Here is an 18,182-nt window from a genome sequence, read left to right as displayed (position 1 = left end):
GGAACCGGTGCGACAAACTTGGCAACAATGGAATCGAAGAGCCCAGCTGTTACTGTGGGTGCTTACATTAATAGGGGTTATCGCTGCCATTCCTGTGGGTGCTTCCCGCTGGGAATTAGAGAAAACAGCCAAGCAGGTTGAATTTGTGTTCGACTATCGGGACCTCGTGCAAATTGCGTCTTACCAGGCGCATCCCGAGCAATTCATTAAAGAACAGCTTGTCACCATGAAAGAGTCCGGCATTCACTCTATGGCCGTGTTTGAAAGCTCTCTGCAGGATTTAAGCTGGTCGGGCCGTCTGACGCTGTACAATTCCGAAGATGTAAGCAATCTGATGGACATGCCTAAACCGACGAATGAGAAATATACGTATTTGCTCTTTGCCGGCAGTAAAGAAGAGGCAGCTTTGCGTCCTGTGATTGAAGCGACGTTTCAGCAGTGGGATATTCCGGTAGCTCCTTGGAGCTATGACGGCAAATCCGGACTTGTTATTGAAACGCCTGTAGAGAACGCAGTCTTGAAGTCCATGAAGCCGGATCCGATCGCTGTTCAAACGCTATATGACGCGGGATTTGCGATCTTGCCCCGTTTCTCCGACCGTACGCCTTATGATCAGGAAGCCATGAATAACTTGCTCACTGATTATAAAAAGCTGGGCGTAACGCGCATCCTGTTTGATGGCGATGCGGTTAAGGGGTATCGGGACAATCCCGATTTGAAGAGTATTGCCGGATTTGCGGATATCTTGAATCGCAATGGAATCGGCATTACAACCATCGAGAATTCCCAGCCGCAAAAAGGCATGAATAGTCTGGCTTATTTGATTCATTATAATGTGGCAAGGCTTTATTCGCTCTCTGACAGCGATGCGGCTACGATGACGCCGGAAGGCATTGCAGACCGCTTCCAATTAGCGATCAAAGACCGCAGCATCCGGATGTTCTATCTCAATAGTGCGCCTGTAAGCAGTGCTTCCAAGTCAGCGATCACGAACTCCCTGCAAAATATTTATGACTCCCTGCAGGGAGATCAAGGTGCAATTGCCAAGCTGACTAAGCTTGGCTTCAAGACAGGAGCAGCGCAGCCGTTTGATTACCAGGCCCCTCCTTCTTGGCATAAGCCGCTGAAGGCGCTGGTTGCGCTTGGAGCGATTTCACTGATTGCACTGCTGATTAATACCTTCCTGCCTGGTGTTCTGATTCCGGTATTCGTAATAGGTTTAGCCGGAAGCGCAGGCTTGTATGTCCTCTCGAAATCGCTGTTTGAACAAGGCCTGGCGCTTGGAGCGGCGATCAGTGCGCCGACGCTCGCCATTATATGGGCTTTGAGCCGGGTGAGGGCGCATACGGTGGGTAATCGAAGACCGGTTGGCGGACCAACAACAGAAGGCAAGGGTTACACAGGTCCGCCTTCCATGCGCTGGACGTTTCAGGGTATTAGCGCAGGCCGCAGGTTTACGATGGCCATTGCGATATTTGCAACTACATCTGTCATTTCCTTGGGGGGCATACCGTTTGTCGTTGCCCTGCTGAACAATATTACGTATAAGCTTGTACTGGAGCAGTTCCGTGGCGTCAGTTTACTGCACCTTGCACCGATTGCGCTTGCTGCCCTATATGTATTCCTGTATACGGGAGATTCCGTCATCGGGAATATACGGAAACTGCTCAAGATGCAAATCACCGTTCTATGGGTTATTGCAGCGGTAATTATTGGAGCCGCCGGCTTATATTACTTATCGAGAACGGGTAATGCAGGCAAGACCTTTTCACTGGATATCTTGCTTCGCAACACGCTCGAGCAAACCTTCGGCGTCCGCCCGCGGACGAAAGAGTTCCTGCTTTCGCATCCATTATTTTTCTTTGGGCTGTTTTTGGCGCTTCGTTACCGCGCAGCATGGGTATTCTTTATTGTAGGTGCCATTGGCCAGCTGTCGATGGTCGATACCTTTGCTCACATTCATACACCGCTGCATATCTCAATCATTCGGGTACTGCTCGGTCTCGTACTTGGTGCGATAATCGGGATGGTCATGATCGGGGTATGGCAGGTATTGGAAGGGGCATGGAAACGATGGTCACCTCGCTTCGCGCAGGCGAAACAAAATCTCAAATCCGGCGTGTAGTTATCTCGGGTTATTATGGTTTCCGCAACAGCGGAGATGAGGCGGTTCTAAAATCCATTCTGTTCGCGCTCGAGGAAGAGGGAGCCGGGCAGGGCGTCCAGATTGTGCCGATCGTCTTATCGATCGATCCGGCCTGGACGACGGCGATGTACGGCGTGGAATCCGTGCATCGCATGAAACTTGGCGAAGTGCTGCGTGCGATTCGCAGCAGCCACGGGCTTATCAGCGGCGGGGGAAGCCTGCTGCAGGATGCAACAAGCGCGAAGACGATCCCTTATTATACGGGCGTTCTGAAGCTGGCTCAGCTGCTGGGCAAGCCGACGTTTATCTACGCGCAGGGCATCGGGCCGGTGAACCGCCGGTGGATGGACTGGCTGATCCGCGGCGTTATGCGGCGCAGCGCATATGTGTCGGTGCGGGATGAGGGATCCGCCCAGCTTCTTGAGCGGATCGGTTTGCCGCTTGAGCGGATCGACGTCGTACCCGATCCGGTCATGGCGCTGCCGCTGCCGGCAGCGCAGCCGCAAGCGGGCGAAGCCGCTGCGGCGGGCGGCCTTGGCCACGGGGCCGCGGCTTCGCCGGCGGCGGCCCCGGGCCGCGCGGACGCGCCCGGCGCGGCTGCGGAGCGCCTGCCGCTCGTCGGCGTGTCCTTGCGCCAATGGCGCAAGGACGGCGCCGACCTTGCGCGCATCGCCGCCGCGCTGGGCGCGCTGGCCCGCAGCCGGGCTGTGCGGCTGCGGTTCCTGCCCTTCCACACTCCATCAGACGCGGAAGCGTCGCGATGGGTGGTCGGGCAGCTCGGCGATCTCGGCGCAAGCCAAGCCGAAATCGCCGAGCCCGGCGACGACCCCCAGCAAATGCTGCTGGAGGTCAGCCGTTGTGACGCGCTGCTGGGCATGCGCCTGCACGCGCTCATCTACGCGGCCAATCAGGCCGTACCAATGGTCGGCCTGTCGTACGATCCGAAGATCGATCAGTTCCTGAATCGGATCGGAATACAACCAATCGGCACGACGGAATCGCTGGATCCTTCCAGCTTCGTCTCCGAGATGAATCGGATGCTTGATGACCCCGCCGCGTGGCGAGCGAACCATCAAGCGTCGATCAACAAATTAAAGCAGGAAGCACGCGTTCCGGCGAAACAAATCGTCAAGCTGCTTCGTTTAAATAATTGAGGTGACAACAAGAATGAGCCAAGCAGCCATTCAAAGCGTGCCTACGGTTTCGATCTATGGGATTCGCTTTTCCAAAATGAACATGGCGGATACCGTCCATTATTTAACACAACGGGTGGAGCGCCGCGAACCGACGCAGGTCATAACCGGTAATCCGATTATGATCATGACTGCGCTTGAGCAGCAAAGCTTTCATAAGGTTATGCTGGATGCAGAGCTGGTAGTACCAGATGGCACGGGTGTTGTCTGGGCAGCTAATTATATCGGCGATCCGGTTACGGAGCGTGTCGCTGGTTTCGATCTGCTCCACCATTTAATGGGGGTTGGAGAGAAGCGCAGCTGGCGCGTTTTCCTCCTCGGAACGACCCAAGAAATTATTGAACAAACCGCTAGGAAGCTGAAACAGCAGTATCCGGGCGTTACAATAGCTGGCTACCGCAATGGATATTTCGGATCGGCAGAGGATGCCGAAGTCGTCGAATACATACGGTCAACCCAAGCTGATCTGCTGTTCGTTGCACGTTCGGTAGATACGCAGGAGCCGTGGATCGCCCAGCACAAAGAAGCGTTTGGCGTTCCCGTCATTATGGGTGTGGGGGGCAGCTTTGATGTCATATCAGGCAATCTCAAGCGAGCACCGAAGCTTTTTCAAAAGCTTCGTCTGGAGTGGCTATACCGGCTTCTGCAGCAGCCATCTCGATATCGGAGAATGTTCATGCTGCCGAAATTCGTAGCGAAAGTGATGCGAGATAAAGAAAAGGTCGGAAAACATCGTCCAACCTCCTGAAAATAGCGACTAAATCGCTGAAAATGCTTGAAAATGACAGTGGTGTTTCTTTTTCAATCGGAGTATAATTCATTCCGGCGATAGCTTTGAAAGGGAGATGGAGATGACTGAGGTCGTTCTTTATATTGTAGGTTTTATAATCTCGCTATGTCTTGCACTGGCGCTAACTCCGTTTGTTATTAAATTTGCTTACAAAGTCGGGGCTATCGACAAGCCCAATCATCGTAAAGTTCATACACGCATAATGCCGCGTTTAGGCGGACTAGGAATATATGCAGCTTTTATTGGCGCTTATTTTGCCGTTAAACCGTTCATTCCGGACGGATTGCTGCGCAGCTATGATACGAATTTAATCAATGCCCTGCTGGCGGGCGGATCTATTATCGTCGTAATCGGTGCATTGGACGACCGCTTTGAATTATCGGCCAAGGTGAAATTGCTCGGCCAAATCATCGCAGCCTGTGTGGTTGTTCTTGGCTTTGGCGTTAAGATTGACCTGCTTAACATCCCGTTCGGGGAAGCTATGCAGCCAATCGCATCATGGATCAGTATCCCGTTGACTATTCTTTGGATTGTCGGCGTAACCAATGCGATCAATCTTATTGATGGGTTGGATGGCCTTGCAGCTGGCGTATCGGGCATCGCCATCGGCACCATTATGGTCATGGCGGCAATCATGGGATTTGCCCCGGTTGTTCTGCTTAGCGCATTATTGCTGGGAGGGATCATCGGATTTCTCGTTTACAATTTCCACCCGGCAAAGATCTTCATGGGCGACACCGGATCGTTATTCCTCGGTTTCGGGCTTGCAACGCTTTCCATGCTGGGTTTCAAGCAGGTAACGATCGTATCGTTCGTAACACCGCTTCTCATTATCGGAGTTCCGCTTTCGGACACGTTCTTCGCGATCGTTCGCCGCTGGGTGAACAAGAAACCGATATTCGCGCCGGATAAAGGCCATCTGCATCACTGCCTGCGCGAGCTTGGCTACAGCCACCGTAAAACCGTACTAATCATCTATGCCATTGCATCCTTCTTCGGTATCTGTGCGATTCTGCAATCCACGATTGTACAATCAACGGCTGCCAACTGGATCACCTTTGCAGTCATAGTCATACTCGTATTCGTTCTGCAGATTGGGGCTGAGCTCATTGGCATCGTGGATAAAACCCGTAGGCCCGTACTCAACTTCCTCCAGCGCATTCTGATGCGCACCGAGCAATCGCGCTCCAAATAACCGTTTTTATTGGTAAAATAAACTCCGCTTCCAATTGGAAGCGGAGTTTTTTGCGACTGCTGATCCAGCTTTTTCTCGCTGCAATCTAAACTTTTACCGTTTTGACGCCGATAACTAGAATACAGTTAACTATGACAATGGTATTAAGTGGAGGAGGCATATCGTGATTAAGAAATTAAGTACATGGTTCATTTTATTAGCCTTAGTCATCCAACTACTGCCTGCCAGCGGGATCCAGACAGCGACCGCAGCTACAGGTAATTTTACATTCCCAAGCGAAAGTGATCAGATCGGTTCACCCCGGGTTACGACAGATGAGCGAATAACACTTTCTGGCACACTTAACAATGTTGATCCAACTTCAATTTCTTATAACGTATACCAAATAATCGATCCTGCTACAGAGAAAATTGAAAACAAAAGAGAAAACCTGACAAGTAATATAGCTGTGAATGGTTTTTCCATTCAAATCTTCAATATTCAACTCTTCCCCGGTCTAAACAAAATTACATTTAAAGGAACCCAGGGTGGCGGCGAAGTTTCAAACTCGATCTATGTGGATTACCGTAATGGACCAATGTTATATGACCTTACTGCGAACTTAGACGGCAATAACTTTCCAATCGTGGAGAATGGTACTACGGTCGTACAATCTAATGCGTCCAAAGGTCGTTCTACGGCGGATATCAGCATTACCGGTAAAGCTCCGAATGCACAATCGGTAACGATTGTTGTTAATGGAAGCAGTAAAACGTATTCGGTTAACAGTGCCAATAGCAACACATTTGCTGCGGCACCGATTACTTTGCAGAAAGGAAAGAATTCTGTAAAGATCAAAATATCCAATGGAACGCAGGTTATAGAAACAACACGAGACATTGCCTTTTACAACGGCAGTGTGACGTTCTATGATGTGAACCTGAATGAGCTTAACGCAGGAAATACAATTGTTCAATCCCAAGCGCTTGAATACAGTCCGAATTTCGTATATTCGGCAAACTCGAATACCTTGACGATTACGGGTAAAGCAATTGTTCCAAACAGTTATTATGAGGTAGTAACTAATCCATCTACAACACCACCGACGAAGCAGTTTGTTCCGCACCCTGATCCCTATTCCCTGGTATCGGATTCGAATAACTTGAAGGCTTCGTTGAAGGCTTCGATGAAGCTCGTTACTGCTTCTGTCTATACAGACCTTACTCCGAGTATCGTTAATATTTCCGTTGTTGGCTCACCTGCGGTGACGGATCCATTCTTTGTCTATGATTACAAAATTGATGTAGGTGCAATCAGCGGGTTAACGAAAGACTCCTTATACAACGTTAAGCTGAGTGCAAGAAATGAAGTAAATGCGCATTTGAACCTTACACCGACTGAAGAGGGTACAGATGGTTTATATTTCTCCCTAAGAGACGGTTCCAAAGCCTTCATTAGTGAAATTAATTATTTGCCTGGCTATAAACCTAGCTCTTACGAGGGTATAGAAGGTGTATCGTTAAACGGCAAGAACATTTATGGACTCCCTTTAGGGGTTGAAATTCTGATCGGTAATCCAGGAGCAGGCAATCAAACTGTAAACGTGGACCGGATTGAAGATCTTTATGGAAAGCATATGGACAGTCCTGCCACAGCAGCAGCTTACACAGTCAAGCCGTTAAGCCAATCCATTGTTACCAAAACAGTGAATGGACAGCTGAAAACCATTCAACGCGTCGTTCTCGAGTTTCCCAAGATGCCTTATGAGGGAACCCAAACTCTTACGGTTAGTGTAGTTGGGGGTGCCGGTCCGGAGAAGACCACATTCACCTTATTATATGGGCCTTATGCTAACTTCAAGACTCTCTTTGACCATATGACGGTTAATGACGATGCAACCAAAACCATCGAAGATCGTGTCAGTGAAATTATCGGAGGAACGACTGGTGTTGTTTCAAAGTTCAGTTTGTTTGAAGGTGAGCTGCAAAATATCAATGATACCAATGAGATACGATACGTTGCAGATGCAGTAACAGGACCGCGTACGATGTATTTCTACATTAATAATGTACCTTTCCCAATTGTCCCGGTTAATTCAGCTAATCCACACGATACGCATTTTATGCTCGACAGGTCTGGAACGCCAGCAGAAGTAACAGCAAGATTGACTTCTGCAATGAGAGCATTTTATAACGGCGAGAATATCATCAAGCTGGTATTCCAAAGTTCTAAGAGCTATTATGAGAAGATTGTGCGTGTAAATTTAATACCTACGAATCTGCCGATCATACCTGCGGATACGACAGGAGTGTTTCCGTTCACTTTCCAAGAAGGAATTAGTGATATCAAGCCTGTTTTCAATGATCCGAAGTTTAAGAAGCAAGGTGCGATCTTCACAACGAATGAAGCATTCATGAATATATACGGTACGTTTGATTTTATAGATTTGGGAACTACCCAATCTGCTGTTGAATCCAAAATGCTGTTATTATTAACCGATGATGATGCCTCGGCTACTGTTCATATTCCTGCAAGTGATTATATATTCAAAATCTCAGGCGCAGGCCTTACAAGCGATATTACTTGGAGCTTGTCCCAACCATTTATGATTGTTAACGGGGATACGACAATTGGCATGTATCCGGCATCTGGAGCAATCAACGGCGATTTAGTTGTTCGTTACGACTTAGCAAAACAATCGTTTTCTTTCTTATTAAAAAAACAAGAATTGAATGCTGACGGTAGTTTAAGTGTTTACGTATTTAGCGTTTTTAACAGCGGTACAACGGGACCTAAAGCGACGTACCGATTAGAAGTTGATCCAACCGTGCTGCCATACAAAATCCTTCGTCCATATTTACCGGCAGAAGGTATCGTGAATAAGAATTTCGTGGATGTCATTATTAATGCCAAAGGCGCGGAGAAAGTAACCGTCAATAAAATAACGGCAGACAAATTCTCTTACGATTCAGATAACAACCCAGCTAACGGTGTTGAATATCCAAATGCATTTAAAATTACGGTAAACGGCTTGAAACCAGGTGTTAATAAAATTAATTTCACTATCGAGAGTGTGACGGATAAAGTCAGCAATTACTTCGAAATTAAATATACACCGACCATCATTCCAGGCGCGGAGTTCTTAGATGATATGAAAAACTCGAATAAAGTCTTCGATGGCGCGGTTAGTTTAACCTTTCCGAAAGGCACGGCGCTAATTCGCAGAGACTTTAATGTCCCTGCTAACTTGAAGAACCAAGTCTTCACCGGCCATAAGCTTTTATTCGCTATTGCCAATCCTGAAGATGGGGTTGTTGATCGTCGTGAATACGACAGCCCGCCGGCAGACTTTGATTTGATCATGCAAAACTTTGGTACGAGATTTAAGGTCTCTTTCCCATCGCGTTTCACGAAGTCCAGCCCTGTATACTGGATTGATGCCGGTTTGGCGGATGACATTAGCACAGCGAATTATGATCCGCTGAAAATGGGTGTTGATCCTTATCAATATCCAGGTGCTAAAGGTCCGGATGATACCAAAATCCCAACTTATGATGAGCGCCCAGATGATCGTGAACTGGTCGCCTCCAAACGCGGGTCACTTACACTTGCTTTTGATCCAGCAATGCGTGAGGGCATTGGAACGATTATTACTGTATATCGTTACGATGTGAAGAATAAGTTCTGGGTTAATCTTGGCGGTACGGTTGATACCAAAAAGAATACAATTACAGTCCCTTTTGACCAATTTGGATATTATGTGGTTGCCAAAATGGTTTACTCTTTCTCTGATGTAACGAATCATCCGTATGCACGCAACTATATGGAAGCTATTTTCTCTAAGGGCGTCATGAACGCAGCGAATTTCGACGACTTCGGTGCTGACATGTATACAAGCCGAGGCGAGTTTACCCGTATGGTCGTCAGAGCATTAGATATTCCATTGAACTATGGGCTTAGCAAACCGCACTTTGATGATGTCCCGCCAATCATTAACCAAGACGCCTTATGGGATTTCAGTTACGTTGAGACTGCTGCGCGTGAGGGTATCGTGCGTGGTACTCAGCCGCGGGCATTCGAGCCTAATACGAATCTAACGCGTGCAGAAGCGGCTGTATTCATCGCCAGGGCGCTTGAGCTTAAGCTGGAGACAGATCCGAAGAAGATCGATGCTGCCCTAGGCAAAACCTTCAAAGATTATGCCAATATCAGCTATTATGCAAAAGCATCAGTTCTTGCAGTAGCGAAGAAAGGCTACATTCAAGGCGCACCAATTGATCCGACTGATCCGAAAAAAGGATTTGTATTCGAACCGAAATCAAATCTTTTGCGTTCGGATGCGGCTATTATTATGGGTAAAGTCTTAGCTGATCTGAAGCGATTGCCAAAGCTGAATTAATAAATATCTTGAGCTGCCTGGGGCAATCCCAGGCAGCTCAAGATATTTATAAGAAACAATTGCTAGAGTTCTCTTTACATGGGAAATGTTATATGTCGACGGAAGCAGGACTTTCGAGCTATACTAGCATTTGTGGGTGGACAAGGTCATAGAATCAAGTCTTTCCCGCAGCAAGTTCACATAATAGACGATGTTTTGAAGAATTTAAAAGTTTTTTTCAATACATCGCAACTTTTTCGAAACTGGTGCGTTTAATTACATGTACATAGCGGTAAGAAAGATTAGCTTGTGTATGCTGGGAACTTATTCAGAAATTGTCTAAATTACTCTTTACGCTAGAAATGGGCCATTGTATAATGTTATAGTGGTATCGCTAGTCTACCAAATTTTGCTTTCTTTCTCCTGTTTACAAGTTTCTGCGACACCATTCCACAAGGAGTGTAGTTTCTGCAGACATTATTTATACGAAATTTGCTTAACTCTGGAAAGGGGGTGAATCGGCCGATGAGAAAGAGCAATCAATATTTCACACAAGACTCTCAACAACCGAAGCATTTTAGAGGAGGAGAACAAAAGGTTATGAAAAAAAGTTTATCATTACTGGTAGCAATTGCTATGGTTTTCTCGATGTTCGCATCCGTAGCATTCGCTGCTGACGCAGCAGTAGAAAAAACAACACAAGAAAAGTTTGACGAATTGAAAGCAGCAGGTATCTTCACTGGTTATCCAGGAGGCGGTGCTGGTCTTACAAACGAAATGACTCGTGCAGAATTTGCAAAAGTTCTTGCAAAAGTAACTCAACTTACTGACAACGCAGCTGCTGCTAAAATCTACAGCGACGTTGTAGCAAGCCACTGGGCTGTTGGTCAAATTGGTTCAGTAACTGAAGCTGGTTTCATGTCCGGTATCGGTGCTGGTAAATTTGGTCCAACTGGTAAAGTAACTCTTGAGCAAGTAGCTAAAGTAGCAACTTTGGTTGCTGGTATTAGCCAAGTTGATAAAGATGTTACTGGTACAGTATCACCTTGGGCTAAAGGTTATGTAGCTGCAGCAATCGACGCGGGCCTTCTTACAGAAGTTCCTAGCTACCAAGTAAACGCAACTCGCGGCGTGCTTGTAGAAGTTGCTTACGACCTTTATGATGTTAAACCTGGTGTTCTTAAAGCAACTGGAGCTAAACAAACAGGTGCTAAGAAAATCACTGTAACATTCAACCAAGCTGTTACTGATGCTGACAAAGCTGCACTTACTTACGAGCTGAAATACAGCTTGACTCCTTACCCTGTAACACCTGAATATGCTACTGACGGTAAATCAGTTGTTCTGTCTGCTGCTTACCTGCCAGCTGGCGATTTCACACTTACAGTTAAAGGTAGCGATGCAATCAGCCTGAAAGTTGAAGCTGAAAAAGCTACTAAAATCGATGTAACTGTTCCAGCATTGACTTATGCTGACAGCGTAGACTTGGGAGTAAAAGTTTACAACCAATTCAGCGAAGAAATGACTAATGCTGGTCCTACAATCTCTGTTTACAACGTAACAAAATCCAAAAATGTACCTGTAAATGGTACTCAAGTTAACCTGAAAACTGGTGATGTTGCAGCAATCGGCGATAGCATCAATGTAACAGCTGTTTTACCATCTGCTGGTCTTTCAGTTAACAAAACATTGAAAGTAATCAACGGTAGTGCAGCTACTTCGATCAAAATTGATCAAGTACAACCACTCGCTGGTAAAACTCGTATTTCCGTTGGCGAAACTGGATTAGTTCTTCCATTGTCTCTTGTAGACGTTAACGGTCAAGCGATTAAGCTTCCTTACCAATCACAAGTAATTTTGGCTAATGGAGCTCACAGCTTCGATCTTGGTGGACTTATCTTCTACGTAAGCGACACTGATATCATCAATAATATCGCAGTAGATCCTAATGGTGTTGTTACTTTCAACACTAAAGCAAATTCAGGTACTGCATACATCACAATCACTAACGGAGCAACTGGCGCTACTGCTACAACTTCTGTTGTTGTTAATGGTGTATCTGAATTGAAAGAATTGCAATTGCAACACCCTGGTAAACCAATCGTTAAAGGCGAAGCAATCGTATTCCCTTTCACTGCGCTTGATACTTTTGGTGCAGCAATTGCGGGTAAAGATCTTGTTATGAGCCAAGTTTCTTTCTACGGACCACAAGGTCTTACTGTAGCTAAGAATGCTAAAGGCGAATTGGAATTTACTTTTGCTAACACAGGTTCATACACTGTTTACACTTTGGTAAAAGGTATTCAACAAGCAACAACTGTACAAGTAACTGTAGGTGATTCTTCTTACTTCACAGCTGTTAACGGTGTTAAAGACGTCGCTACAACATATGAAGTTGGCGCATCTAATGACTTCGATGTAGATAACATCACAATCGTAGATAACTATGGTCGTGTATCTAATGTTGCAGCGGGTACTTACACTGTAACTCCTGATGATCCTAACGTTGTTAGCTACACTGGTGGTAAATTGGTTGCTGGTAACGCTGCTGGTTCCACAACAGTTACTGTACACAGCAACGCTAACACTAATATCGCAGATTACAAATTTACTGTTAACGTTGTAGCTTCTAGCGATATCAAAACATTCGCAATTAGCGACATCGGAACTATATACGGTAAAGACACACTGACAGGTGCAAGCAAATATGCTAAAGCAGTTACTCTTGTTGGTAAAACAGCTAGCGGTACTACTGTAGCTCTTAAAAACAGCAATGCGAATGCGGTAACGACATCTGACGAATCCGTAATTGCACTAAGCGGCAATAATACAATCTATGGTTTGAAAGCTGGTAAATCAACGATTGCAGCTTACAATGCAAACAATGTTAAAGTTGCTGAGCTAGAAGTAACTGTATCTGATGCAGTTCCAACTGCTAAAACAGCTGCTTTCTCCGCATCTGAGTACACAACTGCTGGTACTGTAACTGTATCGGTTGAAGTAAAAGACCAATACGGTGTAGTAATTACACCAGATAGCTTTATCGCTTCCAGCGATACAACTATTGCAACAGTATCTTCGATCACTAAAACAGCTACAGCTATTACTGCAACTGTTACTAAAGTGAAAACTGGTTTTGTAACTTTGAACTTCGTATCATCCAACGGTACTACTGCAACTGCAACTGTAGTTGTTAACTAGTACTTCAACAAAGAAACAGGCGAGGGCTTCCCTCGCCTGTTTTTTCTATTTACCGACATTTCACGCAGTATTCATCTTGATTTGCTAAAGTAGATGTAATAAATCTTTCATGAGGACGAAACAAAGTGAAAGCATTAAGCGTCTATTAGAGTATATAGATTTAGGAGGAATGTTCGTGAAGCAGAAGTGGATTAAATATGGGGTCGTCACCTTAGCAGCGTCGTCTTTGCTTTTACAAAATGGTCTATTACCCGCAGCACCCGTTGCGGCTGCAGCTGCTCCAGTATCCATATCGAATCAAATCGTGAAATTAAGTGCATCAAGTTATTTGAATATTAGAGAAGCCCATTTCCTGATGCAGGAAAAAGGTAAAGTATTGGCATTCTCAGTTGCGATAACGAATAATGGATCCTCAGAGATCAACCTTATTGATTATTGGCTTCGCGTGAAGACCAAGTCCGGTAAGACTTTTAAAACGACATTAACGGAAGGGGACAAAACCAAAACAACGGTTGCCCCCAAAACGACTCAATACATAACTTACTATACGGTCGTAGATAATCAGACAACTATTAATGACTTATCATTTGAGGTTGTGAAATGGGATTTCTCCCAGGCAAATTACGAACGTAGATTAGGTGTTATCAAGTATCCGGCTAATACGACAGATCGGATTGCAGCCTTCCAAGGTTCAGTTATGCTCTATAACTCGAACAAGATTAAAGGTGCGATTAAACAATCCTTTATCACCAAGGATGCTAACAGCGCGTATCTGACCATTAACTTTCTATTGGAGAACGTAGGGCAACAGGCAGTAGATCTGTCCAAAATGAACTTTTTCGTTCAGACAGACAGTTTCTCTGTTTATAATGTTGACGCTTCAGGCCTGGATCAAGTGTCGATCCAACCTAAAGAGCGTAAAATCGTGACTCTACATGCAACCGTTCCATTAGTTGTGGCAGGAAAACCGCTATCTTTTGTCGTAGCTCTTAATGATGAAGCTTCTAAAGTTACACTACCATCTGGAGTATTTAACTTACCTTCAGTCAAACCTGCTGCTGCTGTTGAATTCGGACAGAAGCGAGCCGTATATATGGATGGTACACCGATTAATACGCAGGTAGGCACAGTGCTCTTAACTCAAGGGACAGATAAAAACCAAGTTGAATTTAACTTCACGCTTAATAATATTGGTACAACTTCAATTGCAAATCCAAGCTTAGATTACTTTCTGATGACACCTTCCGGAATCAGTTATCCTCTGACTTATACCAAGGAAGAGAATAGTACGCTTTTGCCGAATATTGAAAAAGTTATTTCTCTAACAGGCGATATCCCGACTACAGTCAAACCAGAAACAGGACAGCTAGTAGTGAAAACAACAGCGACGGATAAAGCAAAGTCCTATATTATTGGTAATTATAAAATGCAGAAATCTACGCCTCAAGTTGGCGGATTGAACAGTGCGTTCAAGTATAATGATTACAGCGTCAAATTGGTATCTATTCAGCGGTCACCGATTGAAGACAATGATATGTTAGTAGCAAATCTAGCGATAACGAATCAGACTCAGATCACCAAGCAAGTCCCAGCTCTTGGCGGATATTTCCTTGTAAATGGTGTGAAAGTTGGAACAGAACAAAAGATCGTAGGACTGGATGATGCGGTTACGATTGCACCAGGAGCTTCCTACAACGCCATTGTATATGCTCAAATTCCTTATACAACGGCTATCGATACAATCACTTTTGTAAGCACCGAAACAATTCAGGATAAAGCCGGCAAGACACTCTATCAATTCTCAGGCCAGAAGCTAAGCGACATTCCTACCAAATCGACTGATGCATCATATGATATTATGAGTATAGGCAAACGTTCATCGATTAAAATTGCCCGTACAGCTATTTTTACCGGTGACTCCAAGGATACTTTTTATGCGGAACTGGAAGCAATTAATAATGAGAATCGAGCAGCATTAGTAGCGAAGCTCGGGGCATATATCGTAGATAAGAATGGTATTGTTGTTCCAGTCCAGTTTGCAGAAATAAAAGACAAATTATCTCCGACAGGAAAAGCGCTTGTATCTGCTTGGGCTCCAGTATCTAAGCAATTCGATAAAACTGCCTATCAGCTTATTGTAGGCCAGGCCTTATCGAATTCAACAGGTGGCTCTACGGGTACAAGTACAGGAGAGACACCAAGTGACGGGGGAGGAACTACGGACACTTCTTCCATTCTTGTTAATCCAGTTTCCTATAGTTTAAACAATCAGAATACAGTTCCGACTAAGAGTGATTTTACAGATATTCAATTTGCAGGCTTTAATTTGACGCTGCATCATATCATTGCCTCATTAAATGTATCGGGTCAGTTCTCGGTTGAAGGCTTGAAAATGGCGATGGATTATAGTCTGGCTAAAGATACACAATACGAACTCATTACTGGAGATCACAAGTTGATGTTTGAGTTTGTTAATAAAGACAACAGACAGGTGACTTACACGAAACAGTTTGGTTTATTAACCGCAGGCACTAACGAAGAGCTGCTAAAAGAAGGCGAGAGCGCACCATTAGAATTCACAATTGCGGATACTGCCATTCAATCGAAAATAAATCAATACCAGAACTATACGCTGAATATATATGATGTTTTCCAAAATTCAAAGCTTCTTGTGGCTTCAAGAGACCTCCAGTGGTTCTCCGTTTCGAATTAATAGAATTCGCTTCTATGCCCCATCTCAGCGATTCGCTGGATGGGGTATTCTCGTTTCATTTAAGAGCCTTAGGTGTGGAATACATTCTCATAATCTAGTATGCTAGTAACCATAAAATACTGGAAAAAAGGAGATGACTAAATATGAAACAATCAATGCTCCGCCTGGGCATTGCTGTGGTCCTTGTCGGAGCTGCTTTTGGTGCGGGTACCTATTGGAATAGCCAAGCAGATGGTGGAGATGCTGTCGCGGTTCCCGGTTCAGTCAATGACCCTGTTGTTACCAAAAGCTATATCGATAAACAAGTGGCAAATCTTGTAAAAGCCGAGCTTTCCAAGCAAGGCGTCGATCAGACAAAACTTCAGGCTGCGCTTGATGGCTTCCGTAAGGAGCTGGAACAAGGCCAGAGCGGACAAACAGTTGAAGTGGTCTCTGTTCCTGTCACGAAGCGTTTAGTGGCTAAGGATGGCGCTGAAATTGTCATAAGAGTCGGCAAAGCGGTGGCGTATAGTTCAGATGCAAATGGAATAGCCGACTTGACGGATGGTACAGACATCACCAATGGAAAGACTGTTCCTAGTAATCATCTCATACTATTCCCGCGCGGAGGACGAGGAGTTATGTCAGCGAATGGCGCAAAGAGTGGTTTGACCGTCCTGGTGCGCGGTGATTATGAGCTGCAGCCGCTGCAATAGTTTATTTTTACCCTTTCTGACAAGATGTTATGCGCTTTGAATGATGGTCACGTGCGCACAATAGAAGCATCTACTCAGGAGGTGCTTATAAAATGTCAAATCGGTCAAGAAAAGTTGTTCCTGCAAGCAGAGAAGCCTTAAATCAGATGAAATATGAAATTGCAGCCGAACTTGGACTAACCAATGGCACAATCACTCAAGATCGCTTTGGTATGACGGAGTTTGCTTCTGAATTAGGCGGTACTGAAGCTTCTTCAGCTCCGGGCAGCGTGCAGTGGTCCAAGCTCGCGACTAGAGATGCTGGTTCTGTGGGCGGTCTAATGACCCGACAATTAATTCAGCGGGCAGAAGAGGTACTTAAAGGGTTGTAAAGCCGTCCATTCCCATTGACACAAAGCGACACTTTCGGTATCATACTGTTTTAGAGAGTTGTCATGGACCTTTTCCACCTCGGAAAAGGTTCATTTTTTGAAATCAACAATTTTCAACGTTCGTTCCACGTTGATTTCTTTATAATTCCAGTCTTAAGTGTGTTTTATCCATCATACTTAGATTAATTAAGATGTAGGAGGTTGATGAACAAATGTCGTTAAAAGGACGTCACTTGTTTACATCGGAGTCTGTTACTGAAGGACATCCGGACAAAATATGTGACCAGATTTCCGATGCTGTGCTTGATGCTTTTCTTGAGGTAGACCCGTATGCTCGTGTAGCTTGCGAAGTATCTGTGGCTACTGGTTTGGTGCTCGTTATTGGTGAAATCAGCAGCCGTGCTGATTATGTGGATATCCCGGCAATTGTACGCCGTACAATCAAGGATATCGGCTACACACGTGCTAAATATGGTTTCGATTCAAGCACATGTGCTGTGTTGACATCGCTTAATGAACAATCAGCAGATATCGCGCAAGGTGTTAATGCTGCATTGGAATCACGTGATGGCAAAGATGTTCAACTGGAAAACGAGGATATCGGTGCAGGTGACCAGGGCCTTATGTTTGGCTTTGCTTCTAACGAAACACCTGAACTAATGCCGCTTCCGATCGCTCTAGCTCACCGTATTTCCCGTCAATTGTCGGAAGTGCGTAAGAACGGTACGCTTGATTACCTTCGTCCTGATGGTAAAACACAAGTCACGATTGAATACGTTGACGGCAAACCGAAACGTGTTGATGCAATCGTTGTATCGACTCAGCATGCTGAGGAAGTTACACTAGAGCAAATCCAAGCGGATATTCGCAATCATGTAATTAAAACAGTCGTTCCAGCTGAGTGGCTGGATGCTGAAACTAAATATTTTATCAATCCAACAGGACGTTTCGTTATCGGCGGTCCTCAAGGTGATGCGGGTCTTACAGGCCGTAAAATCATCGTTGATACGTATGGCGGTTATGCCCGTCACGGCGGCGGTGCTTTCTCTGGTAAGGATCCTACAAAAGTTGACCGTTCCGCAGCTTATGCTGCACGTTATGTAGCTAAGAATATCGTTGCTGCAGGTCTTGCTGACAAATGCGAAATCCAATTGGCATACGCAATCGGCGTAGCTAATCCGGTTTCGATTAATGTCGATACTTACGGAACAGGTCATGTAGCAGAAGAGAAGCTTGTTGAAGTCATTCAAAAGAACTTTGACCTTCGTCCTGCCGGCATTATCAAAATGCTTGATCTCCGTCGTCCAATCTACGGAAAAACTGCAGCTTACGGTCACTTTGGCCGTACAGATATCGATCTGCCGTGGGAACGCGTAGACAAAGCGGATAAGCTTAAAGCAGACGCTTTGGCAATGGTATAACAAATTCTTAACTTCCTTTCATATAAGCCGTCTCCATGTGGAGGCGGTTTTTTGTCGTCCAATTCCAATGACTGTACCTCTTCATTTCTGAAGGTTAATG

Annotated in this window: 10 protein-coding genes; all 10 read left to right on the top strand. The window is 45.3% G+C overall.

Features of this window, described 5'->3' with window-relative positions:
* Positions 1 to 7: 7 nt before the first annotated feature.
* The 10 genes from ACFPYJ_RS29115 to metK all read left to right on the top strand — a co-directional run bounded on the left by ACFPYJ_RS29115 (position 8) and on the right by metK (position 18,082).
* Entirely contained in the window at positions 8 to 2,125 is a 2,118-nt protein-coding gene (locus ACFPYJ_RS29115) for a DUF5693 family protein (RefSeq protein WP_379191755.1), read from the top strand.
* Positions 2,065 to 3,300, top strand: a complete 1,236-nt coding sequence (csaB, locus tag ACFPYJ_RS29110) for a polysaccharide pyruvyl transferase CsaB (RefSeq protein WP_379191754.1) — start codon at positions 2,065 to 2,067, stop codon at positions 3,298 to 3,300. Before ACFPYJ_RS29115 ends, csaB begins: the two co-directional genes overlap by 61 nt.
* A 13-nt stretch (positions 3,301 to 3,313) precedes the next feature.
* Complete coding sequence (locus ACFPYJ_RS29105) at positions 3,314 to 4,087, top strand: WecB/TagA/CpsF family glycosyltransferase (RefSeq protein WP_379191753.1); 774 nt, start codon at positions 3,314 to 3,316, stop codon at positions 4,085 to 4,087.
* A 103-nt stretch (positions 4,088 to 4,190) separates the two neighbouring features.
* Positions 4,191 to 5,324 carry a glycosyltransferase family 4 protein gene (locus tag ACFPYJ_RS29100; protein WP_379191752.1) on the top strand — a complete coding sequence of 378 codons (1,134 nt, stop codon included), beginning with the start codon at positions 4,191 to 4,193 and terminating at the stop codon, positions 5,322 to 5,324.
* Between the two features lie 163 nt (positions 5,325 to 5,487).
* Positions 5,488 to 9,702: an S-layer homology domain-containing protein gene (locus tag ACFPYJ_RS29095; protein ID WP_379191751.1), complete on the top strand. Its 4,215-nt coding sequence runs from the start codon at positions 5,488 to 5,490 to the stop codon at positions 9,700 to 9,702.
* Between the two features lie 504 nt (positions 9,703 to 10,206).
* Positions 10,207 to 12,882 (top strand): S-layer homology domain-containing protein, encoded by a 2,676-nt coding sequence (locus tag ACFPYJ_RS29090; protein ID WP_379191750.1) that lies wholly within the window; start codon positions 10,207 to 10,209, stop codon positions 12,880 to 12,882.
* 175 nt (positions 12,883 to 13,057) lie between these two features.
* Complete coding sequence (locus tag ACFPYJ_RS29085) at positions 13,058 to 15,595, top strand: hypothetical protein (protein WP_379191749.1); 2,538 nt, start codon at positions 13,058 to 13,060, stop codon at positions 15,593 to 15,595.
* A 143-nt stretch (positions 15,596 to 15,738) separates the two neighbouring features.
* Positions 15,739 to 16,290 (top strand): hypothetical protein, encoded by a 552-nt coding sequence (locus tag ACFPYJ_RS29080; RefSeq protein WP_379191748.1) that lies wholly within the window; start codon positions 15,739 to 15,741, stop codon positions 16,288 to 16,290.
* Positions 16,291 to 16,382: 92 nt separating this feature from the next.
* Complete coding sequence (locus ACFPYJ_RS29075; RefSeq protein WP_379191747.1) at positions 16,383 to 16,661, top strand: small, acid-soluble spore protein, alpha/beta type; 279 nt, start codon at positions 16,383 to 16,385, stop codon at positions 16,659 to 16,661.
* Between the two features lie 212 nt (positions 16,662 to 16,873).
* The gene (metK, locus tag ACFPYJ_RS29070; protein ID WP_379191746.1) at positions 16,874 to 18,082 is read left to right on the top strand and encodes a methionine adenosyltransferase; all 1,209 of its coding nucleotides are present in this window, start codon (positions 16,874 to 16,876) and stop codon (positions 18,080 to 18,082) included.
* Positions 18,083 to 18,182: the final 100 nt, after the last annotated feature.

It is taken from the genome of Paenibacillus solisilvae (genome assembly GCF_042656405.1).
GTDB lineage: Bacteria > Bacillota > Bacilli > Paenibacillales > Paenibacillaceae > Paenibacillus_Z > Paenibacillus_Z solisilvae.
Note: the sequence above shows the minus strand (reverse complement) of the source record. Positions and strands in the feature narration are given on the sequence as shown.

Excerpts from the sequence above, each read along its gene's own strand:
- csaB (WP_379191754.1), top strand. The coding sequence starts at position 2,065 with ATGGAAACGATGGTCACCTCGCTTCGCGCAGGCGAAACAAAATCTCAA.
- ACFPYJ_RS29105 (WP_379191753.1), top strand. The coding sequence starts at position 3,314 with ATGAGCCAAGCAGCCATTCAAAGCGTGCCTACGGTTTCGATCTATGGG.
- ACFPYJ_RS29100 (WP_379191752.1), top strand. The coding sequence starts at position 4,191 with ATGACTGAGGTCGTTCTTTATATTGTAGGTTTTATAATCTCGCTATGT.
- ACFPYJ_RS29090 (WP_379191750.1), top strand. The coding sequence starts at position 10,207 with ATGAGAAAGAGCAATCAATATTTCACACAAGACTCTCAACAACCGAAG.
- ACFPYJ_RS29080 (WP_379191748.1), top strand. The coding sequence starts at position 15,739 with ATGAAACAATCAATGCTCCGCCTGGGCATTGCTGTGGTCCTTGTCGGA.
- ACFPYJ_RS29075 (WP_379191747.1), top strand. The coding sequence starts at position 16,383 with ATGTCAAATCGGTCAAGAAAAGTTGTTCCTGCAAGCAGAGAAGCCTTA.
- metK (WP_379191746.1), top strand. The coding sequence starts at position 16,874 with ATGTCGTTAAAAGGACGTCACTTGTTTACATCGGAGTCTGTTACTGAA.